Raw genomic sequence first — 23,052 nt, 5'->3', positions numbered from 1 at the left:
AATTTAATCGAAACAAAATAGAGAGGGAAAATTATGAAAAATTTAGAATGTAATGCTAACAATATTAGAAAAAATATCGTTGATATGATTTATTCGTCAAAATCAGGACATCCAGGGGGATCTTTATCAGCAGTTGAAATACTTACATATTTATACTTTAAAGAAATGAATATAGACCCACAAAATCCAAAAAAACAAGATAGAGATAGATTTGTACTAAGTAAAGGTCATGCAGCACCTGTTTTATATGCAACATTAGCCCAAAGAGGTTACTTTGATAAAGATATGTTAAACACATTAAGAAAATTACATTCACCCCTACAAGGACATCCAGATAGCAAGAAATTAGTTGGTGTTGATGTATCTACTGGTTCTTTAGGTCAAGGTATATCAAATGCAGTAGGTATAGCTTTAGGTGCAAAAATAGATAAGAGTAATGTTAGAGTATACTCATTACTTGGTGATGGAGAAATGCAAGAAGGATTAGTATGGGAAGCACTTATGGCAGCAGCACACTATAAATTAGATAACTTAGCTTTAGTAATAGATAATAACGGATTACAAATAGATGGTAAAAATGAAGATGTAATGAATATATATTCTTTAAAAGATAAATTAAAAGCATTTAACTTAAACGTATTAGAAATAGATGGGCACTCTTTTGAGGAAATAGAAAAAGCATTTGATAATGCAAAAAGTACAAAAGGAATCCCGACAGTTATAATAGCTAAGACTGTAAAAGGTAAAGGTGTTTCATTTATGGAAAATGAAGCCGGATGGCATGGAAATGCTCCTAGTTTAGAACAAAGAAATATAGCAATAGAAGAATTAGAGTCTAAGGGGGAAGCAAAATGGGATTAGCTACTAGAGAAGCATACGGAAAAGCATTAGTACAATTAGGAAAAGAAAATGAGAATATAGTAGTATTAGATGCAGATTTATCAAAATCTACTAAAACAGCAGATTTTGCAAAGGAATATAAAGATAGATTTATAAATGTAGGTATAGCAGAACAGAATCTAATGGGATTAAGTGCAGGTCTAGCATCTTTCGGTAAAGTACCTTTTGCAAGTACATTTGCAGTATTTGCTACAGGTAGAGCATTTGAAATAATAAGAAATTCAATATGTTATCCAAACTTAAATGTAAAGATAGCTGCAACTCATGCAGGTATAACTGTTGGAGAAGATGGTGGGTCTCACCAATCAATAGAAGATATAGCTTTAATGTCATCACTTCCAAATATGACAGTAATAGTTCCAGCAGATGAGGCCGAAACTGTTCAAGTAATAAAAGAAGCAGCAAAAATAAATGGTCCTGTATATATAAGGCTAGGAAGACTTGCAGCAGAGGATTTATTTGACGAAACTTATAAGTTTGAAGTGGGAAAAGGTGTAACTGTAAAAGAAGGTAATGATATAACAATAGTTACGACAGGTCTTACTACAAACCTAGCATTAGAAGCAGCAAAAGAATTAGAAAATGATAATGTTAGTGTAAGAGTAATACACATGCCAACTATAAAGCCAATAGATGAAGAAATATTAGTAAAAGCGGCTAAAGAGACAAAATGTTTAATAACATTTGAAGAACACTCAATAATAGGTGGTTTAGGTGATAGAGTATGTTCTGTAACAAGTTTAAAATCGCCAGTAAAGGTAAGAAAAGTTGGTATAAAAGATACTTTTGGACAATCAGGTACACCTAAAGAGTTATTAGAACACTATGGATTAACTAAAGAAAATATAAAAAATATAGTAATAGAAGAGATAAATAATTAACATAGGAGAGAGATTATGAAAATATTTATAGATACAGCAAATGTAGATGAAATAAAAGAAGCAGCAACATGGGGAATATTAGATGGTGTAACAACTAATCCTTCATTAATAGCTAAAGAAGGAAGAGATTTAAAAGAAGTAATAAATGAAATATGTTCTATAGTAGATGGACCAATAAGTGCTGAAGTAATAAGCTTAGAGTGTGATAAAATGGTAGAAGAAGCTTTAGAATTAGTAAAGTTACATAAAAATATAGTTATAAAAATACCAATGTGCATAGAAGGATTAAAGGCAGTTAGTATATTATCTCAAAAGGGAATAAAAACTAATGTAACTTTAATATTCTCATCACAGCAAGCATTACTTGCAGCAAAATCAGGAGCTACTTATGTAAGTCCATTTGTTGGAAGATTAGATGATATAGGTATGGTTGGAACTGATTTAATAACTGAAGTTTCAGCTATGTTTAAAACTCATAACATAAAGACAGAAATAATATCAGCAAGTATTAGAAATCCAATACATGCATCACGTTGTGCATTGTCAGGTTCAGATATTGCCACTATACCATTTGGTGTATTAAAGCAAATGACTAAACATCCTTTAACTGATATAGGAATAGAAAAGTTTTTAGCTGATTATAAAAATATGTAATTAAAAATTTCATAGCATCACACGTGGCTTAAGGGTAGCAACGTTAATCAAAAGGCTAATACCATTAGAACTATTCTCATTGGTATTAGCCTTTTTGTATAAAAATATATAGTTTTAGTTGGGTACAAAATTTTGCACAAAAAAGTTGACTGTTTTTAATCTTTTGTGCAAAATGAATATGTAGTATATTGATATTAAAGAAAGGCAAACAAAATGTATATAAATAAAAGGCTAGAAGAAATTCTTAAAATACTAATAAAAAAAGATTATGCAACAACACAAGAAATTTCTAAAAAGCTCAATATGTCAAGGAGAACAACCTACTATGACATAGAAAAACTAGAACACTATTTACGAATAAATTCAGTTGAGCTTAAAAACAAAAGAACTTTAGGATATTATTTAAGCAGCAAAGATAAAGAAAAAATAAGTAAATTGTTAAAGTATGCAAGTGAAGATTATATACTTTCTCCGCAAGAAAGATACCTAAAAATAGTAATTTACATTCTTACATATAATGACAAGCTTACAATAGAAAAACTTTGTAATCTACTGCAAGTAAGTAGAAATACAGTTTTGAATGATTTAAAAGATGCTAGAAGTTATATAAGTAAATATAAACTAAAAATTGAATCTTATAACGGTTATGAAATAAAAGGAGACCTAAAAGATAGAAGATATTTATTTATTAACTTATACAATAACTACAGCTATCTATTTAAAGAATGTGAGTTTTTAGAAGAATATAATGCATTAAAAGAAACTTTAGAAAGTATTAATCCAAATGTAGAAAAAGAAACATACATTAATTATTCGTTAAAGTATCTAACAAATATGTATAAGCATTATTATAGAGATTTTGAAAGTTTAAGTTTCTCAGAGGATGAAATAAACTTTTTAGAATCATTAAGTTGTAAGAATTTAGCAAACGATATCCTGGTAGAATTAAGAAAAGTGTTAAATAAAGATATAGCAGATAGTGAAATCTACTATATACAAACTTTTATTATTAGAGATAGTGAGATAAAAGAGTTTTTCATTAAGCAATCAATAAAAGATAAATACATGTATGAAATAAATATGATGGTTAGAGAATTTGAAAAGATATCTTGTATCTATATAGACGATTATAAAGAGATTACAAATAATATATTTAATCATTTAGTACCATCACTTTTTAGATTAAGATACGGTGTATATTATCCTAACCATATTAAGGAAGAAGTAAAAAATAAGTACAAATCAATATTTCAGTTTACTAAGCAGATAGTAAAGAATGTTGAAGAAGTACTAGGATGTTTTTTTAATGATGATGAATTAGCATTTATATCAATGTATTTTGGTGGCTATGCAGTAAAAATGGGAGTTGAAATAAAAATTCCTAAAATAGTAATTGTATGTAACTCTGGAATGGCAACCTCACAACTGTTAAAAAGTCAGATAAAAGACATTTTCGATTTAATAGAGATAAAAGATATTTTATCACTGGATGAGTTTAATAATTATGAAAAAAGTTATGACTTTGCTATAACAACTGTTGATATTTCAAAGGATAATGGAAATGTAATAAAAGTAAATCCAGTACTAAATAATTTAGATAAACAAAATCTAATATCTCAAATATCTAGTACTCAATCAAAATTCAACTTAGGTCAACAGATTGTAAGGAGAATAATGAATAGTGTAGAGAGATATTCTACAGTTACAAACAAAGATAAATTAAGAGAAGAAATTGAAAACATAATTTCATCAACTGAAGAAAAAAATGAAATTTATAAGGTTACATTAGCAGACCTTTTAAATAAAAATACAATCAGCTTAAATCAAGAAGCAAAAGATTGGAAAGATGCAATTAAAGTTAGCTCAAAAAGTTTAATAGAACTAGGTGTTATTGAGAAGTCTTATGTAAAGGCAATGATTAGAAATATTGAAAATTTAGGGCCATACATAATAATTTTAGAAAATGTTGCTCTTCCTCACTCTAAACCAGAAAATGGTGTAAATAGGTTAGGAATTAGTTTAACTACATTTAAGGACGAAATATGTTTTTCGGGTAATGAGAGACATAAAGCTAGAGTATTTATAGTTTTGGCACCGAAGGACAAAGAATCACACTTAAATGCATTAGTATCTATTAATAAGATGTTGTCTAACAAAAGTAATTTAGAAAAAATCTTAAATGCATCTTGTGAAAGTGAAGTTTTAGAAATAGTAAAACAATATTCTTAAGGATTGGAGGGAAATGTCATGATAGTAAAGGTATTAGATGAAGTAAATAGCTATGATGAAGCTATAAAAATATCTTGTGACATCTTAAAGGAAAGAAACTCAATAAATGATAATTACTTTGATGCAATAATAAATAAGATAAATGAGTTTGGGCCATATTTTTGCATGGCACCTAAATTGGCAATGCCTCATGCTAGGCCAGAAGATGGAGCATTAGAAAATGATTTATGCCTACTAAAGTTAAATAAACCTGTTGATTTTTTAGGTAAAGATATAGAGTTATTTTTAACTTTAAGTGCTAAGGATAGCAATTCCCATTTAGAATTAATGCAAACAGTAGCTAGTATATGTATGGATGAAAACAAATTAAATAAAATATTAAATTCAAATAATGAAGAAGAGATAATGGAGGTAGTATAAAATGAACAGAATAATGGCAGTATGTGGATCAGGATTAGGATCAAGCTTTATGGTAGAAATGAATGTAAACGAAATCTTAAATGAATTAGGTTTAAGTGGATTTGAAGTATCACATAATTCTTTAGCAGATGCAACTGCAGACCAAGCAGATATATTTATAACAGCTAGAGATTTAGAACCAAGTGCTTCTCACTTACCAAACTTAATAGTATTAGATGCTTTATTTGATAAAGATGAATTAAAAGTTAAATTACAAGAAAAATTAGGATGCTAATAAATTAATACTGGTTAAATAATTTAACCAGTATTAAAGGAATAATATTATTTTTAATAGACACTAATAAATAGTTTGGAGGGTCAAAAATGAACGGATTTTTAAAAGTATTAATTGATTTCGTATCTGAGCCAGCAGTTTTAATAGGTGTTATGGTTGTGCTAGGATTAGTACTTCAAAAGAAACCTATAGAAGATATAATAAAAGGTTCTTTAAAGGCAATGGTTGGTTTTGTTGTAATATCAGCAGCTGCTGGTGTTATAGTTGGCTCTCTTGAGCCATTTGGTAAAATGTTTGAATATGGTTTTAATGTTCAAGGTGTAATACCAAATAATGAAGCAGTAGTTGCAATGGCTCTAGATAAGTATGGTACAGCAACAGCTCTAATAATGACATTTGGTATGATAGCTAATATGTTAATAGCGAGATTTACAAAGTTTAAATACATATTTTTAACAGGTCATCATACATTATTTATGGCTTGTATGATAGCAGTAATACTAGTTTCAGGTGGAATGAGTGGATTTAATTTAATATTTACAGGTTCTTTAGCATTAGGGTTAATAATGGTGCTTTCTCCAGCAATATGTCAACCTTTTATGAAAGCAATAACAAAAAATGATGCAGTAGCACTGGGACACTTCTCATCTACAGGATATGCATTAGCTGCGTTAGTAGGTAAAGCAGTAGGTAAAGGTTCTAAGTCTACAGAGGAAATGAAAGTTCCTAAATCTTTAAGCTTCTTAAGAGATTCGGCAGTATCTATATCTATAACAATGTTAGTTTTATATTTGATAGTTGCATTAGTTGCAGGATCAGAGTTCGTTGAAACTACATTATCAGGTGGAAAGAATTTTATAGTTTACTCAATGATACAAGCATTAACATTTGCAGCAGGATTTATATTAATTCAAAATGGTGTTAGATTAGTTTTAAATGAAATAGTACCAGCATTTAAAGGTATCGCTGCAAAAGTAGTACCAAATTCAAAACCAGCACTAGACTGTCCAATAGTATTTCCATATGCACCAAATGCCGTATTAATAGGATTTTTAAGTTCATTCTTAGGTGGAGTGGTATCTATGCTTGCACTAGGAGCAATGGGGCTTACAATAATAATACCAGGTGTTGTACCTCATTTCTTTACAGGAGCAACAGCAGCAGTATTTGGTAACTCTACAGGAGGTAGAAGAGGGGCTATAGTTGGTTCATTCTTAAATGGTATAGTAGTATCACTGTTACCAGTAGTATTATTACCAGTACTTGGTGGATTAGGAATAGCAAACTCTACATTCTCAGATGCAGACTTTGGAGTTATGGGAGTATTCTTAGGTAAAATTCAAGAGTTTGTAGGTCAAGTAGGGCTTACAGGTATACTAATTGGGGTTGTAGTAATATTAGTAGTTATAAGTAAAATTCCTAAAAAAACAATTGGAAACACAGATCAATCTAAAACAGCTTAATAAATATTTCCTAAAGATATTACTTTATAAAAAAGATGACCAATATATTTAACTTGGTCATCTTTTTTTTTAATAAATCTAATGTAGAAATGAATCTAAGCATAGTAACTAATTTACTTAAATATTACAATATCACTTAAAGGTAATAGAATAAAGTATGTAGTATAAATATAGATAGCTTATTAATGGGGGAGATATATAAATGAAAATTAAAGAAAATTGGGTAGATAATAAGGGGATAAAAATACATTATATTGACAATGAATTAAAGGATACTAATAAAACACCACTACTAATTTGTCCAGGATTATCAGAGTCTTGTGAAGATTATATAAATATTATAGAAAATATGAATGATAGAAGATGTATTGCACTATCATTTAGAGGAAGAGGAAAAAGTGACTCGCCAGATAAAGGATATACTTTAAAAGACCATGTTGAGGATATAAACTCAGTAGTAAAGGAATTAGGATTAAATAACTTTTGTATTATGGGATACTCAAGAGGTGTATCATATGCCTTAGGATATTCTATTTTAAATCCTAATTTACTAAAGGGACTAATAATTGGAGAATACCCAGCAGAGCATAAAAAAATGCCTAATGGATGGTCAAAAGAATCGATTAAGTTTTATAATACACATTGTGAATCAATATCTATTACATATGAAGCTTTAAAAAGTATAGAAAAAGAATCAGATCAAGTTTATTTTAAAGAAGAATTAAATAAAATTAACTGTCCATTTTTATTATTAAAAGGAGAACAAGAAGAAACATTATTATCTAGAGAAGACATATTAAATTACATAGAGTATTTAAATAGTAAAAGTATTAGAATAGAGTCCTTTGATAAAGCAGGTCATGATATAAAATGTGATGATTTTATAGGTCTTATGAAAGTGATAAATGAATTTTTAGAATCAATAGATTAAAACATACTAGTGATATATTTATAAAATAAATAATAGCAAAACTGATTAATTGACTTTGATATTGATGAATGATATTCTTTCTATATAATATTAAGCGAAATTAAAGCTAGATGGAGGAAGTAATATGCGTCAGTGTATGGATTCAGATAATATACATAGAAGAATTAAAAAAGTAATAGGGCAATTAAATGCCATAGACAATATGGTTGATGAGGATATACCTTGTGAAGATATACTAATGCAAATAAATGCAGTAAAAAGTGCAGTTCATAAAGTTGGGCAAATAGTATTAGAGGGGCATATAAGCCATTGTGTAAAAGATGGATTAGAACATGGCGATCATGAAAAAACAATTAAAGAGTTTTCAAAAGCAATAGAACATTTCTCAAGACTTAAGTAATCTTTAGGCAGTCAAATTTGACTGCTTTTTTTATTGTAAAAATTTACATTTTATATAAGTTATAAATTCTAAAGAGTGTGATTAATTTAGCTAGTTAAATTAATTTTTATTGACAAATAGTATGGATAATACTACCATGTACCTATACCCCTATGGGTATAAAAAGGAGGGGATATATGAAATTATTAATAAAAGATGAAAGAAATAGAGAGATTTTAATACTAGTATTGTCTGCTATATCTCTAGTTATTAGTTTCTTAGATTTAATTCCATCACCAATTGATTTTTCATGGGTTGCAGTTATATTATGTGGTTTTCCAATATTTAAGGGTTCAGTTATAGGCCTTTTAACTGATTTTAATATAAAAGCAGGAGTACTTGTATCAATGGCATTAATTGCATCTATATTTATTGGAGAAGTATTTGCAGCTGGAGAAATTGCATTTATAATGGCACTTGGAGAGATGTTAGAAGAATATACTCTTTCAAAAGCTAAAAAGGGAATTGGGAAATTAATAAATTTAACACCAACTACAGCTAGAGTTATAAAAAAAGGAATTGAAAATGTAATTGATGCTAAAGATGTAGTTGTAAATGATATTATAAAAGTTTTACCAGGTGAAACTGTTCCTGTAGATGGTATATTGATAAATGGTGAAACGTCTATAGACCAATCTGTTATGACAGGTGAATCAATGCCTGTTGACAAAAGAGTAAATGATGAAGTATTTAGTGGAACAGTAAATCTATTTGGTGCATTTGATATGAAAGCAACTAAAATAGGTGAAAATAGTTCACTTCAAAAGATGATACGCTTAGTAAAATCAGCTGATGCTAGTAAAGCTAAGATAGTAGGATTGGCTGATAAATGGGCTACTTGGATAGTAATTATTGCTTTAGTTTCAGCAGTATTAACGTGGTTTGTAACGGGTGAATTAATACGTTCTGTAACAATACTAGTTGTATTTTGTCCTTGTTCTTTAGTATTAGCAACTCCAACAGCTATAATGGCTGGTATAGGAAATGCTACAAAGTTTGGTATATTAATTAAAGAAGGAGATGCTTTAGAAAGATTATCTAAAGTTAAAAAAATTACTTTTGATAAAACAGGTACATTAACTTATGGAAAGCCTAAAGTTACAAGAGTACATTCTTTTGACAAAAACATAGATGAAAATGAACTATTAAGATTAGTATCTAGCGTTGAAAGATATTCTGAACATCCACTTGGAAAAGCTATATTATCTCACTATAACTCAATATTTGATGACAGCTTATATAAAGCAACTAACTTTAAAATGGCAATAGGTAAAGGTGTATATGCAAATATAGATAATGAGAAAATATTAGCTGGTAATAAAAAATTATTAGAAGAACATAATTTAACTTTATCTAATGAACAAGAAAAAGAAATTAAAACTTACATAGAAAAAGGCAGTACAATTATATTTGTTGCAAAAGATAATTGTATAAAAGGATTTATAGTACTTGAAGATGTAATTAGAGATAATGCAAAAGATATGATAGAAAGTATTAATAAATTAGGCAAAACGAGTATATTACTTACGGGAGATAACAAACAAACTGCTGAAAATATAGCTAATATATCTAAAATAGATAATGTATATCCAGAGTGCTTGCCAGAAGATAAGTTATACATAATTGATAAATTACAAAAAAATAATGAACAAGTTTGTATGGTAGGAGATGGTGTCAATGATGCACCAGCACTAAAGAAATCATATGTTGGAATTGCAATGGGAGCAATAGGAAGTGATATTGCAGTTGAAGCAGCAGATATAGCTCTTGTAGGAGATGATATAAAGTATATACCTCATTTACTAGAGTTAGCTAAAAAAACAATGAATACTGTAAATATTAATATAGTCATATCTATGGTATTAAACTTTTTATCAATAATACTTGCTATGGTTGGAGTGTTAGACCCCATATTAGGAGCATTGGTTCATAATATAGGTTCAGTAGTTGTCATTATACATTCAGCTTTATTACTAAAATGGAAAAGTAATAAGCTAAATAATATATATGACAATAATAAAATAACTTATAATAAAAATGATTTTAATAAAGAGAGTATAGAACAGGTAAATATATAATAAAAATAGGGATAATATTATTATCCCTATTTTTATTCTTCTCCAAGAATATTAAATCCATATCCAAAAAGCAATTCATTAATTTCTATAATACCAAGCTTTTTATTTATACAAAATATAATAACACTATCTCTTGGAACTTTAGCATAAAGTTCACTAACATTACCAAGTTTTAAAGCTTTATTACTTTCTTCTAAGCTAAAACTAGCACCAATACAAAGTTGTAAAATTTTATCACGGCTAGGTTTTTTATCACCTCTTAAAATCTCATATCCATAAGTTCTATCTATGTCAGAGTTTTTAATGACAGTGCTTTTGCTAAGACCCTTAGCTTTAAATAAATTCTCAAAGTACTTATGTAAACTTAAATCATTTGAGCTTGTTAATGTATTAGAAATATAATCATCTAAATTTGACTCACTATCTATATTTTTTAATAAGCTCATAAGCTCAACAGTTTTAATATCATTCATACTAGTATTTCACCTCTTCTACTAATATGATATAATTTTAAGGTTATAAAATCAATAAGTAAGAGGTGTAAAATAATTGAATTTAGATATAGAGTATAAGTTGTCTTTATATGAAGAATTAAAATCAATATATAAGAGTAAAAAAGTAGAAATATTTTTAGTTCAAAATATACAAGATGATAAAATATATATAAAAAAAGAATTAAAAGAATATACAAAAGAAGTATATGAAGGATTAAAAAATATAGAAAGTATAAATATGCCTAGAGTTTATGAAATATTTGAATTAGATGAAAAATTAATAATAATTGAAGAGTTTATAAATGGAGATACTTTACAAGCTATTTTAGAAAAAAATAATAAGTTAGATGAACAAATTGTTATAAAATACATTATTTCATTATGCGATATATTAAGTAAAATACATAACTTAGATCCTCCTATAATTCATAGGGATATAAAGCCATCAAATATAATTATAAGTAATGATAATGTATTAAAACTTATAGATTTTGATATTGCAAGAACTTATAAAGATGGTGAAAATTTAGATACTACACTTTTAGGAACTAAGGGATATGCCTCTCCTGAACAATTTGGGTTTGATCAAACTGATTGTAGAAGTGATATATATGCTATAGGTATAATGATGAACGTACTAACTACAGGTAAGCATATAAAAGAAGAAGAGAATAATGGAACTTTAAAAAATATAATAAAAAAATGTACTAATATATCAGCTGATAAAAGATACCAAAGTGTAGAAGAATTAAGAAAAGATTTAGAAATGAAAATTTATAAAAAAGAAATTGAAATTAAAATTAAAAAAGAATATAAAGAAGAAAAAATACTAAAATATATTCCAGGATTTAGAAGAGGAAATATTATATTTATGATATTAGCAAGTGCTTGGTATTTATTTTTATTAGTCGGTCTATTTATCCACAAAAATACTGCTGAACTTATTACAAATATACTAGTGGTTATTACTCTTTTATCTATATATTTAATATATACAAATTTCTTAAACATAAAAGAAAAACTACCTATAATAAGAAGTAATAAAAAAATTACAAAAATATTTGGGTATTGGTTATATACAATAGTAATAATTCTTTTATGTGGAGTATTAATGAGCTTATTTGAATAAATTTTTACTTGTATGCTACCAGCATACCAACCTTTATATGATGGAATATATAATAAAATCATAATAAGAAATCATTTATGGAGGTTGAGTATGAAAAAAATAATATTAGGAATAGTTATAGGTTTTGTAGTTATTATAGGAGGGTGTGTAGCGTTTTTAGGAGCTGGTGTATCTAGTGTAGATAATGCTATTAAAGATGTTGAAAAGCAAACTGCTAAAGTTGATTCTAAATTAGAAGAAATGACAAAGGATATAAAATGGGAAATTAAAAAAGACTCATTTAGCACTAAGATAGTAGGAACATTTGAAAATACTAGTGATGAAAAAATAGATTATGTTCAGTTTGATTATAAGTTAATGGATAAAGATGGTACAGTTATTGAAAGTTCATTTACTAATGAAACAGATGTTGAGCCTAAAGAAAAAAGAAAAATAGAAATACTTTGCATAGAAAAAAACTTTGATACTTATACAATAACTTCAAAATCAAGTGCATTTTAGTAAAGCACTAAACAAAACCCCTTAAAATACACATTTAAGGGGTTTTGTTATATAAATTATAAAAATGAAATGGTTACTTTCTAGTAATTGGTTACTTAAAAGTGCATACTTTTAAAGATATTAATTTTAGCATATTATTTTATGGGTAAATATATATTTTAACTATATTAAATAAATAGAAATATGTATAAGGAGGCGAATATGCCATTAATAAAGGAAATATTTAATCTATACTTAGATAAATCAGATTTTTTTATAGAGTTAATAGGTCAACACATTATTATTTCAGTAATATCTATACTAATTGCATCAATAATTGGAGTTAGTTTAGGTATTTTAATATCTGAAAATGAAAAATTAGCATCTCCTATAATAGGAGTTACTAACTTTTTATATACTATACCTTCAATTGCAATATTAGGTTTTTTAGTTTCTATTTCTGGAGTAGGTAATACAACTGCTATTATAACTCTTATAGTATATGCACTACTTCCAATGGTGACAAGTACGCATACAGGAATAAAAAATATAGATGAAAGAACTATAGAATCAGCAGTAGGAATGGGAAGTACTAGATTCCAAATTTTATACAAAATTAAATTACCTCTTGCACTTCCTGTAATTTTTTCAGGATTTAGAAATATGGTAATAATGACTATAGCATTAGCTGGTATTGCATCATTTATAGGTGCTGGAGGCTTAGGTGTTGCCATATGGAGAGGTATAACAACTAACAATTCTGCAATGACAATAGCAGGGAGTTTATTAATTGCACTAATTGCATTGGTGACAGATACTATATTAAGAAAAATAGAAAAATATATAAACTATAGAGTTACAGGAAAAAGAAGAAAAATATTAAGAATAAACAATATAATAAGAAAATATACAAAGCCTATAATCGTAATAGCAATCATTATTCTTATAGTTTTAGGATCGATATTTGTACCAAAGATATTTAAAAAAGATAAAAAGATTGTTATTGCATCAAAACCAATGACAGAACAATATATTTTAACTGAAATGTTAGCTCAATTAATTGAGGAAAAAACAGATATAAATGTTGAGATAAAAAAAGGAATTGGTGGAGGAACAGCAAATATTCATCCAGCAATGCTAAAAGGGGAAATAGATATGTACCCTGAATATACTGGAACATCATGGGAGTATATTCTTAAGAAAAAATCAAGAATAGAAGACCCAATTAAACTTTATGAAGAAGTGAAAAAAGGATATAAAGAAAATTATGACCTTAATTGGTTAGGTCTATATGGCTACAACAGCACATATGCGATAGTAATAAATAAAGATATAGCAGATAAATATAATATAAATACTTATTCAGACTTAGCTAAAGTAAGTGATAAATTAGTATTTGGTGCAGAGTATGATTTCTTTGAAAGGGAAGATGGATATAATGCATTAGCTGAAAAATATGGATTTAAATTTAAAAATAAATTAGACCTAGATATTGGATTAAAATATCAAGGTCTAGAATCAAAGAAAGTTGATGTTATAAATGCTTCAACAACAGATGCAAAACTTAAAGATGATCAATATAAAGTTTTAATAGATGATAAAGGATTTTTCCCAAGTTACTTAGCAGGAACTGTTATAAGGGAGGAAACACTTAAAGATTATCCAGAACTTAAAGATGTAATAAAATTACTAGATAATAATATAAAAGAAGATGATATAGTTAAAATGAATTACGAAGTAGAAGTAGATAAAAAGGATGATAACACAGTAGCAAGAGAGTTTTTAATAAATAAAGGATTAGTAAAGTAGGTGAAAATATGAGTAAAAAGCCAATAATAACTTTTAAAAACGTATTTAAAAGCTATGATGAAAAAGAAATATTATCAGATTTTAACTTAGATATACACAAGGGAGAATTTGTAACGGTAATAGGAAGTTCAGGAAGTGGTAAAACAACTACACTAAAACTAATAAATGGGTTAATAAAAGCGGATAAAGGTGAAGTTATAGTAAAAGGTGAAAATATAAACAATACAGATATTATAAAATTAAGAAGAAATATAGGTTATGTAATACAGGATATAGGGTTATTCCCACACATGACAGTAGAAAAGAATATATCTTATGTACTTGATTTAGAGAAAAATGATAAAAATAAGGTATCAAATAAAGTAAATGAATTAATGGATATAGTAGAACTTGATAAAGATTTATTATATAGATATCCAAGTGAGTTAAGTGGTGGTCAAAGACAGCGTGTAGGTATTGCAAGAGCATTAGCTTCAGACCCTGAAATAATACTTATGGATGAACCATTTGGTGCAGTAGATGAAATAACTAGAAAATCTCTACAAGATGAACTATTAAAAATACAAAAGAAATTAAATAAAACTATATTTTTTATTACTCATGATATAAAAGAAGCTTTTAAATTAGGAAGCAAAGTAGTAATAATTGATAAAGGAAAGATAGTTCAACATGGTAATGAAGAAGATATAATAAAAAGTCCGAATAATGATTTTGTAAAAAACTTAGTAAGTAGTGTAGTTTAAAAATATTTATTAAATAGAACTGTTATTAAGCAAGAGTGAGTAAAAATCACCTTATCTATAATTATAGATAAGGTGATTTTTAATTTTTATATTAAAGAATAGATAAAGAATTTAAGGTTATTAGATATTTAAAACCTAAATTAAAGGACTTTGTAGAAGGTTAATATAAAATATGAGTTTGAAAAGCTATTTTAAAAAATGATATAATCATTTTAAAGTATAATGAAATATATAATTTACAAAAGGGGAATAAACAAAATGAAAAACATATTGATAGTAGAAGATGATACTATGCTAAATAACGGTATATGTTTTAATTTACAAGTAGATGGATTTAATGCAATACCTGCATACAATTTAAAAGAAGGGGAAAATGAACTTAATAAAAATAATATAGACTTAATAATACTAGACGTAAATCTACCAGATGGAGATGGATTTGAATTTTGTAAAAAAATTAGAAAAAATTCTAATGTAGGAATATTGTTTCTAACTGCATGTGATATGGAATCAGATATTATAAATGGGTTTAAAATAGGAGCTGATGACTATATAACAAAACCATTCAGTATAAATATATTAATGCAAAGAGTAGGAGCTTTACTTAGACGTTGTAATAATAATGAGAAATCTGAAGAACTTTTAATTGAAGGCGAATTTGAATTTAACTTTGAAAAAATGATAGTAGCTAAAAATAAAATAAATATGGTGATATCACCAATAGAATACAAAATACTAAAGAAATTAGTACAGTGTAAAAATCAAATTGTTACAAGACAAGCACTAATAGATGCAATTTGGGATAATGATGGAGAGTATATAGAAGAACACGCTTTAACAGTAAATATTAATAGATTAAGAAGTAAAATAGAAGATAAATCATCTGATTATAAATACATAAAAACAGTATATGGTATGGGATATATGTGGATTGGTGAAAAGAATGAAAAATAGTAAAAGTATTTTTAATAACTGCTATATAAACTTTTCTATTTTATACATTATAATATCATCAATATCATTTTTTTTAATCAAACAACAAACAAATGCTATTTTAAAAACCTATCCAAATTCTTTTGATACAGTTAAAAATATTAATAATATAAGCTTTTGTTTTGGATTACTATCACTAATAATAGGTGTATCATTCGTATACATTATAAGGATAAATATTGTTAAATTTAGTGATAGCATTATAGATAATATAGATTCTTTCATATCTCAAGATAAAGAAATAATTCTAGAAACTAATAAAGATACTTTGCTTTCTAAGATACAAAATAAATTTAAATATATGATAGAAATTATGGAAAATAAAAATAGAAGATACTTAGAGGAAAAAGATAATATAAAGTCTTTAATATCTGATATTTCTCATCAAATAAAAACTCCTATAGCCAATATTTCTATGTATAATGAAACTTTAATAAATAGAGAACTAGATAGAGAGAAACAGATAATATTTTTAGAAAATATGCAAAATCAAGTCAGTAAATTAGAATGGCTAGTTAAGTCACTTATAAAAATGTCTAGACTAGAAAGTGGAATGATAGCCTTAAATATAGAAAAACATAGAATAAGTGATACAATTGCAAATGCACTTAGCGGAATATATTTAAAATCAGAAGAAAAAAATATATCTATAAATGTGGATATTGACGAGAAACTAGAACTTTATCATGATAAGAAGTGGACTAGCGAGGCAATATTTAATATTGTTGAAAATTCAGTGAAATATACAAAAGATAATGGAAGTATAAATTTAAAGATAGATAAAATGGATCTATTTACTAAAATAAGTATAATAGATAATGGTATCGGGATAGATGAATATGAGATTAATAATGTATTTAAAAGATTTTATAGAAGTAGCAATGTGTCTAATACAGAAGGTGTTGGAGTTGGGTTATATCTAGCAAGAGAGATTATAAATAAGCAAAGTGGATATATAAAAGTAGAGTCTAAAAAAGGAGTAGGAACCAGCTTTTATGTATATATGAAAAATTAAACTATATAAAAGGTAAGCACTGTTAATTAATAGTGCTTTTTTGTGTTAAATATCTCAATATTGTTATGATTTATATAAACAATATCACAAGACTGTGAGGATTTAAAATATATTTATATGATAACATTTAAGTATATTAATAATTAAAGTTAATTAACTTAGATAGAATTATCCTAAAAAGATATTAATATATATAAAATTTAAAGGGGATTTTAATTAATGAAAATATTAGAAAGTAAGAACTTAAAAAAATACTACGGAAAAGGTGAAAGTCTAGTTAAAGCACTAGATGGAGTTGATATAAGTATAAACAAAGGGGAGTTTGTTGCTATAGTAGGTACATCGGGAAGTGGTAAAAGTACATTACTGCATATGCTAGGAGGACTTGATAGACCTAGTGAAGGAGAAGTGATAATTGAAAACAATAACGTATTTAAAATGAGTGATGAGGAACTTACAATATTTAGAAGACGTAACGTTGGATTTGTATTTCAAAACTATAACCTAGTTCCTATACTTAATGTTTATGAAAATATAGTGCTACCAATAGAACTAGATGGATGCAAAGTAGATAGTGATTATATAACTGAAATAATAAACATACTAGGACTTAGTAAAAAGATAGACACCTTACCGAATAACTTATCAGGTGGACAACAGCAAAGAGTTGCAATTGCAAGGGCTTTAGCAACAAAACCGTCTATAATACTTGCAGATGAGCCAACAGGAAATCTAGATAGTAAAACTGAACAAGATGTCCTTGGACTTTTAAAAGTAACTAGTAACAAGTTTAGTCAAACTATAATTATAATAACTCATAATGAGCAAATAGCACAAATGGCAGATAGAATTATAAGAATTGAAGATGGAAAAGTTGTAAGTAGAGGTGAAAGCCATGCTACAAAATAACAACCAAGAAATCATAAAAAAGCTAAGTAAAAGAAGTTTTAAAGCTAATAAAATAAGAAATATTATATCTATTTTAGCAATAACATTAACCACAGTTTTATTTACATCATTATTTACAGTAGGCGTATCTATAATGGATTCTTTTAATACTTATATGATGATGCAATATGGTATGAGTTCCCATATACAAATGCAAGAAGTAGATAAAGGTCAGATAGATATAATAAAAAATAATGAAAGTATAGATAAAAGTAGTATAGGTATAGTTAAAAATATTGATAGTGCTAAAAATCCAGAGTTTTCAACTCAAACTGTAAATCTAGCAGTTTATGATAGCCAGAGTATAAAAAATTCTATAAATACAGAGATGATAGAGGGTAGTTTACCAAAATCTAAAGAAGATATAGTTATGCCAATAGAAGTATTAGATATGTTAAAACTACCTCATAAAATAGGTACTGAAGCAAATATAGATATTCCAGTATCTAAAGATGGAGCTTATACTGGAGAAAATAAAACATATAAATTTAAATTAAGTGGATATTTTACATATAAAACAGCAACAGCTATGCCACTTCATGATACTTATATAAGTGATGCTTTTTACAATGAATACAAAAAAGATAATGAAGTAGGACATACATGTATAAGCTTTAATTTTAAAGATGATAAAAACTTAGAGAAACAAGTTGAAGATTTAGTTAAAGATATTAGGCCATATTCAGGTAAATATAGTGTAAATCCAGCATATTTAGATAATCAAGTAACAAATACTAGTGAATTTATAAAAAATGCTCTTCCAATAATTTTATTAGTATTTATAATACTTACAAGTGGATATCTTTTAATATACAATATATTTTATATTTCAGTAGTAAAAGATATAAAACACTATGGTTTACTTAAAACTATAGGAACATCACCAAAACAATTAAGAAAATTAATAATAAATCAAGCTAATAGATTATCATTAATAGCAATACCAATTGGATTATTTTTAGGATTTATAATAGGTAGAATACTTTTACCTATAGCTATGGAGTTTACTTTCGCATCAAGTTTGAAATCAATAGATTCAAATAATCCAGCTATATTTATAGGTGCTATTATATTTTCATATGTTACTGTCAGAATATCTTGTATGAAACCTGCAAAACTTGCAAGTAGCGTATCTGAAGTGGATGCTACAAGATATAGTGATCGAGATAGTAATATAAAGCGTAAAGCAAAAAAAGGTAAAAGTGGTTCTAAAATTCATAAAATGGCACTTTCAAATATGTTTAGAAATAAGAAAAAAGCATTATTAGTTTTAATGTCTATGTCTTTAAGTTGTATTATATTTTTAAGTGTATCAACTGTAATAAGTAGCATGAACCCAAAAAGAGCAGCAGATGGTATGATGGTAGGTGACGTAGAAATACAACATGGAGAAGCTCAAAATTCAAAAATATATGATAATATAATACCGATAGATGAAGAATTTATAAAAGATGTTAAAAGTTTAGATGGAGTAAAAAGTATAGATAAAATATATAAGGACTATTTAGGCCGTGTAGCTTATGAAGGAATATTAAAAGAAGAATTTTTAAGTCAAAGGGTAGATAAAGAATATGTAGACAAGTATTGGAAAGGAGAAGACCCTAGAAAAATTTCTGATTTTCAAAAGAGTGTAAATATAGAAATAAGTGGAGTATCTTCTGGAGAGTTGATGAAAAGAATGCTTGAAGGTAATATTACTGATTTTTATGGTGAGACAAAAATAATAGAAGGAAATATGGATATAGAAAAGTTTAATAAAGGTGGATATATAATAATTAGAGGGCATGAAGGTAGTAAAATAAAAGTAGGAGATAAAATAGAACTAAAATATCTTAAAGGTAATACATTAGAAGAAGGGTATACTACTAACGAGCTTGAAGTAATGGCAATACTTGATGGAGCAGATAATTTTAATATGTATGTATATGTAAATGAACAAAATTATAAAAAAATAGTACCAAAAGCATATATACAAAATGTAGTAGTAGATGTAGATAAAAATGTAGACGAAGTAGAAAAGAGTATAGAGAAATTAAATGAAAAGTATAATAATCCATACACTCATATATTTTCAAAGAGAACATATATAAAAGAAGCTAAAGAAACTCAATCTATTATAACTATTATAGGAATGAGCGGTGTATTTATAATAGGTTTAATAGGAGTGCTAAATTTTATAAACACTATGGTAACTAATATAATATCAAGAAATCAAGAATTTGCAATGCTTGAAGCAGTAGGAACGACTAAAAACCAACTTAAAAAAATGTTAATACTTGAAGGTATGTATTACGCAGTTACAATAACCTTTATAAATATTACCCTTGGTAGTATGGCCACTTTATTAGGATTTAATATTATAAAGACTAGATACTCTGTATATACTTATCCAATAGAAGCTTTATTGATATGTACGCTGTTAGTATTTTTAGTAAGTTTAATAGTTCCTTTAATTGTTTATAAATCAACATCTAAAGAGAGCATAGTAGAAAGAATTAGAACAATAGAATAAAATGTATTTAACTAACTTATTAGGTATATGTGATATTAGCATTTTATTTAACATAGCTTATTAAATAGTTTAAAAATCCCTCTAGTAGACAGATTACTAGAGGGATTTTTTATATGCTAGAGAAAATTTCAGTTTTGAAATTTTGTTATATAAAAAGTATAACAAATATAATAAAAGTTATTGCATAAAAAATATAGTTGTTATATATTATATATAACAACTATATTTTGGAGGAGATAAAATGTTAAAGTTAGTAAATGTTTCTAAGTCGTACAAAAATAAGTTAGCAATAGATAATATATCACTAGAAATAAATAAAGGTGAAATATTTGGATTTATAGGTCACAACGGAGCAGGTAAAACAACAACAATAAAGGCAATAGTTGGAATACATGACTTTGAAAAAGGTAATATATTAATAAATTCACATTCTATAAAAACTAATCCAATAGAATGTAAACAAGATATAGCATATATACCAGATAACCCAGACCTTTATGAATCTCTTACAGGAATACAATATCTTAATTTTATAGCAGATATATTTAAAGTAGAGAGAGTTAAAAGACAAGATTTAATACAAAAGTACTCTAGAGAATTTGAAATAGAAAAAGATTTAGGAAGTTTAATATCATCATACTCACATGGTATGAAACAAAAATTAGCAATAATATCAGCATTGATACACAGTCCAAAAGTATTAATACTTGATGAGCCATTTGTAGGACTTGACCCTAAAGCTTCATTTACAGTAAAAGAAATAATGAAAGAGTTTTGTGAAAAAGGCGGTTGTATATTTTTCTCAACTCATGTGTTAGAAGTAGCTGAAAAGATATGCGATAAAATAGCAATAATTAAAGATGGGAAAATAATAGCATCTGGAACTACATCTGAGGTAAAGGGAGATAATTCTCTTGAAAATATGTTTATGGAGTTGATTGAACATGAGTAATTTACTTTTATTATTAAATACAAATATAATCAATGAATTCAAATTAAATAATATAAAAAACGCTGATAAAAGGGAAAAAAATAAAATATTAGGAACTACAATGCTAATTTTATTTTCAATATGTATTCTAGCTTACTATATATTTTGTATGTGTATTTCAATTTCAGATATTTTAATACAAATAAATCAAATGGAGCTATTATTAGTAATTGGATTTTTAGGTTCAACACTATTTACTCTTTTTACATCAATATACAAAGCACCATCATATTTATTTAATGCTAAAGATTTTGATATGTTAACTAGTCTTCCTATAAAAGACTCAACTGTATTAAGTAGTAAAATATTGATGTTACTTTTTACAAACTATTTATACTCATTAGGGGTTATGTTAATACCAGCTATAGTGTATTTTATAAAGGTTGATATTAGTGCAATTTACTTTATATATTTAGTATTATTAATGTTAATGATGCCATTAATACCAATAGTTATATCTTCTATTATCTCATTTTTTATAGGTGGTATCTCATCAAAGTTTAAATATAAAAATGCAGTTTTAATAATTGGAAGTATATTATTACTTATAGCATATATGGGTGTTGCCACTCAAATAGAATCTATAGGTATGAATATATTAAAAAATAGCAAAGGAATAATAGATGGAATTAGTAGTATATATCCACTTACTTACTATTTTATAGATGCTTTAAAAAATAGCAATTTAATATCTTTATTAATATTTTCAGTAATATCTTTAGTGCCATTTTTATTATTTGTTAAGATATTTTCTAAACAATTTAGAAATATAAATGCTAAAATGAATGAAAGTTATAAAGATAAGGATTATGAAGTAAAAGAGCTTAAATATTCTTCACCAACAGTGGCTCTTATGAAAAAAGAGATAAGTAGATATTTTTCATCTTATATATATGTACTAAATACATCTGTTGGAATAATACTTTTGACTTTAATGACAATTGGTATTTTAGTATTTGGTGCTGACAAGATAAATATGATGCTTAATCTTAATATAGATATGAATATGATAAAGCCTCAAATAATAGTTGCTATATTATTTATAATAATTATGTCTTGTACAACTTACTGTTCTATATCATTTGAAGGTAAAAATTTATGGATATTAAAATCATCACCAATTAAAGAAACTGATATATTTAAGGCAAAGATATATATGAATTTACTTTTAAATATTCCAATACCTATTATATGCTTTTTACTTTTAGGACTTAAGTTAAAATTTGATTTAGGTTTCATAGCTATAATGACACTTATAATCATAGCGATGTCTATACTTGTTTCATTATCAGGACTATTTGCAAATTTACATTTTCCAAATTTAGATTGGAAAAATGAAGTAGCAGTAGTTAAAAGAAGCATAGGTATAATGATAGTACTATTTGGAGGTATGATTTATTTAGGTATATATGCAGGAATTTATTTTATTTTAAATATAAGTAACTTAAATATATATTTATTAATAGGAACTATTATAACATTAATATTAGACTATATACTTTATAATCTGATAAAAAATAAAGGAGTAAAGCTCTTCAAAGCTATTTAGATAAGAGTATTAAGTATTAAATTTTTTTAATAATATGAAAAATGTAAATAAAACGAATATTTAGTTGACATATGAATATTAACCTAATACAATTTACTTGAAATCAAAATGCAATAATTT

21 protein-coding genes are annotated in these 23,052 nt (G+C 26.5%); 20 read left to right on the top strand and 1 reads right to left on the bottom strand.

Annotation, left to right across the window (positions count from 1 at the left end; all coding sequences use genetic code 11):
• Positions 1–33 precede the first annotated feature (33 nt).
• The 10 genes from JWF52_RS08400 to JWF52_RS08355 all read left to right on the top strand — a co-directional run bounded on the left by JWF52_RS08400 (position 34) and on the right by JWF52_RS08355 (position 10,269).
• The gene (locus JWF52_RS08400; protein WP_208333135.1) at positions 34–861 is read left to right on the top strand and encodes a transketolase; all 828 of its coding nucleotides are present in this window, start codon (positions 34–36) and stop codon (positions 859–861) included.
• A complete protein-coding gene (locus JWF52_RS08395; RefSeq protein ID WP_208333134.1) occupies positions 852–1,781 on the top strand; it encodes a transketolase family protein in 930 nt (309 codons plus the stop codon). The genes JWF52_RS08400 and JWF52_RS08395 overlap by 10 nt, the downstream gene beginning before the upstream one ends.
• Before the next feature lie 15 nt (positions 1,782–1,796).
• The gene (fsa, locus tag JWF52_RS08390; RefSeq protein WP_208333133.1) at positions 1,797–2,435 is read left to right on the top strand and encodes a fructose-6-phosphate aldolase; all 639 of its coding nucleotides are present in this window, start codon (positions 1,797–1,799) and stop codon (positions 2,433–2,435) included.
• A 213-nt stretch (positions 2,436–2,648) separates the two neighbouring features.
• Entirely contained in the window at positions 2,649–4,664 is a 2,016-nt protein-coding gene (locus tag JWF52_RS08385; protein WP_208333132.1) for a BglG family transcription antiterminator, read from the top strand.
• Positions 4,665–4,682: 18 nt separating this feature from the next.
• The gene (locus tag JWF52_RS08380; RefSeq protein ID WP_208333131.1) at positions 4,683–5,084 is read left to right on the top strand and encodes a PTS sugar transporter subunit IIA; all 402 of its coding nucleotides are present in this window, start codon (positions 4,683–4,685) and stop codon (positions 5,082–5,084) included.
• A 1-nt stretch (position 5,085) separates the two neighbouring features.
• Positions 5,086–5,358, top strand: coding sequence for a PTS sugar transporter subunit IIB (locus JWF52_RS08375; RefSeq protein WP_208333130.1), 273 nt, complete (start codon positions 5,086–5,088; stop codon positions 5,356–5,358).
• An 89-nt stretch (positions 5,359–5,447) separates the two neighbouring features.
• Positions 5,448–6,821, top strand: a complete 1,374-nt coding sequence (gene ulaA / locus JWF52_RS08370) for a PTS ascorbate transporter subunit IIC (RefSeq protein ID WP_208333129.1) — start codon at positions 5,448–5,450, stop codon at positions 6,819–6,821.
• 202 nt (positions 6,822–7,023) lie between these two features.
• Entirely contained in the window at positions 7,024–7,752 is a 729-nt protein-coding gene (locus tag JWF52_RS08365) for an alpha/beta fold hydrolase (protein WP_208333128.1), read from the top strand.
• Between the two features lie 124 nt (positions 7,753–7,876).
• Positions 7,877–8,152, top strand: coding sequence for a metal-sensing transcriptional repressor (locus JWF52_RS08360; protein ID WP_042274691.1), 276 nt, complete (start codon positions 7,877–7,879; stop codon positions 8,150–8,152).
• Positions 8,153–8,328: 176 nt separating this feature from the next.
• Positions 8,329–10,269 carry a heavy metal translocating P-type ATPase gene (locus tag JWF52_RS08355; RefSeq protein ID WP_208333127.1) on the top strand — a complete coding sequence of 647 codons (1,941 nt, stop codon included), beginning with the start codon at positions 8,329–8,331 and terminating at the stop codon, positions 10,267–10,269.
• Positions 10,270–10,301: 32 nt separating this feature from the next.
• Here JWF52_RS08355 and JWF52_RS08350 read toward each other — a convergent pair whose 3' ends face one another.
• Positions 10,302–10,742 carry a hypothetical protein gene (locus JWF52_RS08350; RefSeq protein WP_208333126.1) on the bottom strand — a complete coding sequence of 147 codons (441 nt, stop codon included), beginning with the start codon at positions 10,740–10,742 and terminating at the stop codon, positions 10,302–10,304.
• Between the two features lie 76 nt (positions 10,743–10,818).
• Here JWF52_RS08350 and JWF52_RS08345 point away from each other — a divergent pair, with 76 nt between their 5' ends.
• From JWF52_RS08345 to JWF52_RS08300, 10 genes are all read left to right on the top strand, one after another.
• Positions 10,819–11,892, top strand: a complete 1,074-nt coding sequence (locus tag JWF52_RS08345) for a protein kinase domain-containing protein (protein WP_208333125.1) — start codon at positions 10,819–10,821, stop codon at positions 11,890–11,892.
• Positions 11,893–11,982: 90 nt separating this feature from the next.
• A complete protein-coding gene (locus JWF52_RS08340; RefSeq protein ID WP_208333124.1) occupies positions 11,983–12,393 on the top strand; it encodes an FxLYD domain-containing protein in 411 nt (136 codons plus the stop codon).
• Positions 12,394–12,594: 201 nt separating this feature from the next.
• On the top strand, positions 12,595–14,181 hold the full coding sequence (locus tag JWF52_RS08335) for an ABC transporter permease/substrate-binding protein (protein ID WP_208333123.1): 1,587 nt from the start codon (positions 12,595–12,597) through the stop codon (positions 14,179–14,181).
• Positions 14,182–14,189: 8 nt separating this feature from the next.
• On the top strand, positions 14,190–14,924 hold the full coding sequence (locus tag JWF52_RS08330) for an ATP-binding cassette domain-containing protein (protein WP_208333122.1): 735 nt from the start codon (positions 14,190–14,192) through the stop codon (positions 14,922–14,924).
• A gap of 258 nt (positions 14,925–15,182) precedes the next feature.
• Positions 15,183–15,878 carry a response regulator transcription factor gene (locus tag JWF52_RS08325; RefSeq protein WP_208333121.1) on the top strand — a complete coding sequence of 232 codons (696 nt, stop codon included), beginning with the start codon at positions 15,183–15,185 and terminating at the stop codon, positions 15,876–15,878.
• Positions 15,868–16,932: a sensor histidine kinase gene (locus JWF52_RS08320; protein WP_208333120.1), complete on the top strand. Its 1,065-nt coding sequence runs from the start codon at positions 15,868–15,870 to the stop codon at positions 16,930–16,932. The genes JWF52_RS08325 and JWF52_RS08320 overlap by 11 nt, the downstream gene beginning before the upstream one ends.
• A gap of 219 nt (positions 16,933–17,151) precedes the next feature.
• Positions 17,152–17,841, top strand: a complete 690-nt coding sequence (locus JWF52_RS08315) for an ABC transporter ATP-binding protein (protein ID WP_208333119.1) — start codon at positions 17,152–17,154, stop codon at positions 17,839–17,841.
• Positions 17,828–20,392 (top strand): ABC transporter permease, encoded by a 2,565-nt coding sequence (locus tag JWF52_RS08310; protein WP_208333118.1) that lies wholly within the window; start codon positions 17,828–17,830, stop codon positions 20,390–20,392. Before JWF52_RS08315 ends, JWF52_RS08310 begins: the two co-directional genes overlap by 14 nt.
• Before the next feature lie 241 nt (positions 20,393–20,633).
• Positions 20,634–21,344: an ABC transporter ATP-binding protein gene (locus JWF52_RS08305; protein WP_208333117.1), complete on the top strand. Its 711-nt coding sequence runs from the start codon at positions 20,634–20,636 to the stop codon at positions 21,342–21,344.
• Positions 21,337–22,932, top strand: a complete 1,596-nt coding sequence (locus JWF52_RS08300; RefSeq protein WP_208333116.1) for a permease-like membrane multi-spanning protein — start codon at positions 21,337–21,339, stop codon at positions 22,930–22,932. Before JWF52_RS08305 ends, JWF52_RS08300 begins: the two co-directional genes overlap by 8 nt.
• Positions 22,933–23,052 lie beyond the last annotated feature (120 nt).

The organism is Clostridium sp. CCUG 7971 (genome assembly GCF_017590215.1).
Classification (GTDB): Bacteria; Bacillota; Clostridia; order Peptostreptococcales; family Peptostreptococcaceae; genus Faecalimicrobium.
Note: the sequence above shows the minus strand (reverse complement) of the source record. Positions and strands in the feature narration are given on the sequence as shown.

Excerpts from the sequence above, each read along its gene's own strand:
- JWF52_RS08400 (WP_208333135.1), top strand. The coding sequence starts at position 34 with ATGAAAAATTTAGAATGTAATGCTAACAATATTAGAAAAAATATCGTT.
- JWF52_RS08395 (WP_208333134.1), top strand. The coding sequence starts at position 852 with ATGGGATTAGCTACTAGAGAAGCATACGGAAAAGCATTAGTACAATTA.
- fsa (WP_208333133.1), top strand. The coding sequence starts at position 1,797 with ATGAAAATATTTATAGATACAGCAAATGTAGATGAAATAAAAGAAGCA.
- JWF52_RS08385 (WP_208333132.1), top strand. The coding sequence starts at position 2,649 with ATGTATATAAATAAAAGGCTAGAAGAAATTCTTAAAATACTAATAAAA.
- JWF52_RS08380 (WP_208333131.1), top strand. The coding sequence starts at position 4,683 with ATGATAGTAAAGGTATTAGATGAAGTAAATAGCTATGATGAAGCTATA.
- JWF52_RS08375 (WP_208333130.1), top strand. The coding sequence starts at position 5,086 with ATGAACAGAATAATGGCAGTATGTGGATCAGGATTAGGATCAAGCTTT.
- ulaA (WP_208333129.1), top strand. The coding sequence starts at position 5,448 with ATGAACGGATTTTTAAAAGTATTAATTGATTTCGTATCTGAGCCAGCA.
- JWF52_RS08365 (WP_208333128.1), top strand. The coding sequence starts at position 7,024 with ATGAAAATTAAAGAAAATTGGGTAGATAATAAGGGGATAAAAATACAT.
- JWF52_RS08360 (WP_042274691.1), top strand. The coding sequence starts at position 7,877 with ATGCGTCAGTGTATGGATTCAGATAATATACATAGAAGAATTAAAAAA.
- JWF52_RS08355 (WP_208333127.1), top strand. The coding sequence starts at position 8,329 with ATGAAATTATTAATAAAAGATGAAAGAAATAGAGAGATTTTAATACTA.
- JWF52_RS08350 (WP_208333126.1), bottom strand. The coding sequence starts at position 10,742 with ATGAATGATATTAAAACTGTTGAGCTTATGAGCTTATTAAAAAATATA.
- JWF52_RS08340 (WP_208333124.1), top strand. The coding sequence starts at position 11,983 with ATGAAAAAAATAATATTAGGAATAGTTATAGGTTTTGTAGTTATTATA.
- JWF52_RS08335 (WP_208333123.1), top strand. The coding sequence starts at position 12,595 with ATGCCATTAATAAAGGAAATATTTAATCTATACTTAGATAAATCAGAT.
- JWF52_RS08330 (WP_208333122.1), top strand. The coding sequence starts at position 14,190 with ATGAGTAAAAAGCCAATAATAACTTTTAAAAACGTATTTAAAAGCTAT.
- JWF52_RS08325 (WP_208333121.1), top strand. The coding sequence starts at position 15,183 with ATGAAAAACATATTGATAGTAGAAGATGATACTATGCTAAATAACGGT.
- JWF52_RS08320 (WP_208333120.1), top strand. The coding sequence starts at position 15,868 with ATGAAAAATAGTAAAAGTATTTTTAATAACTGCTATATAAACTTTTCT.
- JWF52_RS08315 (WP_208333119.1), top strand. The coding sequence starts at position 17,152 with ATGAAAATATTAGAAAGTAAGAACTTAAAAAAATACTACGGAAAAGGT.
- JWF52_RS08310 (WP_208333118.1), top strand. The coding sequence starts at position 17,828 with ATGCTACAAAATAACAACCAAGAAATCATAAAAAAGCTAAGTAAAAGA.
- JWF52_RS08305 (WP_208333117.1), top strand. The coding sequence starts at position 20,634 with ATGTTAAAGTTAGTAAATGTTTCTAAGTCGTACAAAAATAAGTTAGCA.
- JWF52_RS08300 (WP_208333116.1), top strand. The coding sequence starts at position 21,337 with ATGAGTAATTTACTTTTATTATTAAATACAAATATAATCAATGAATTC.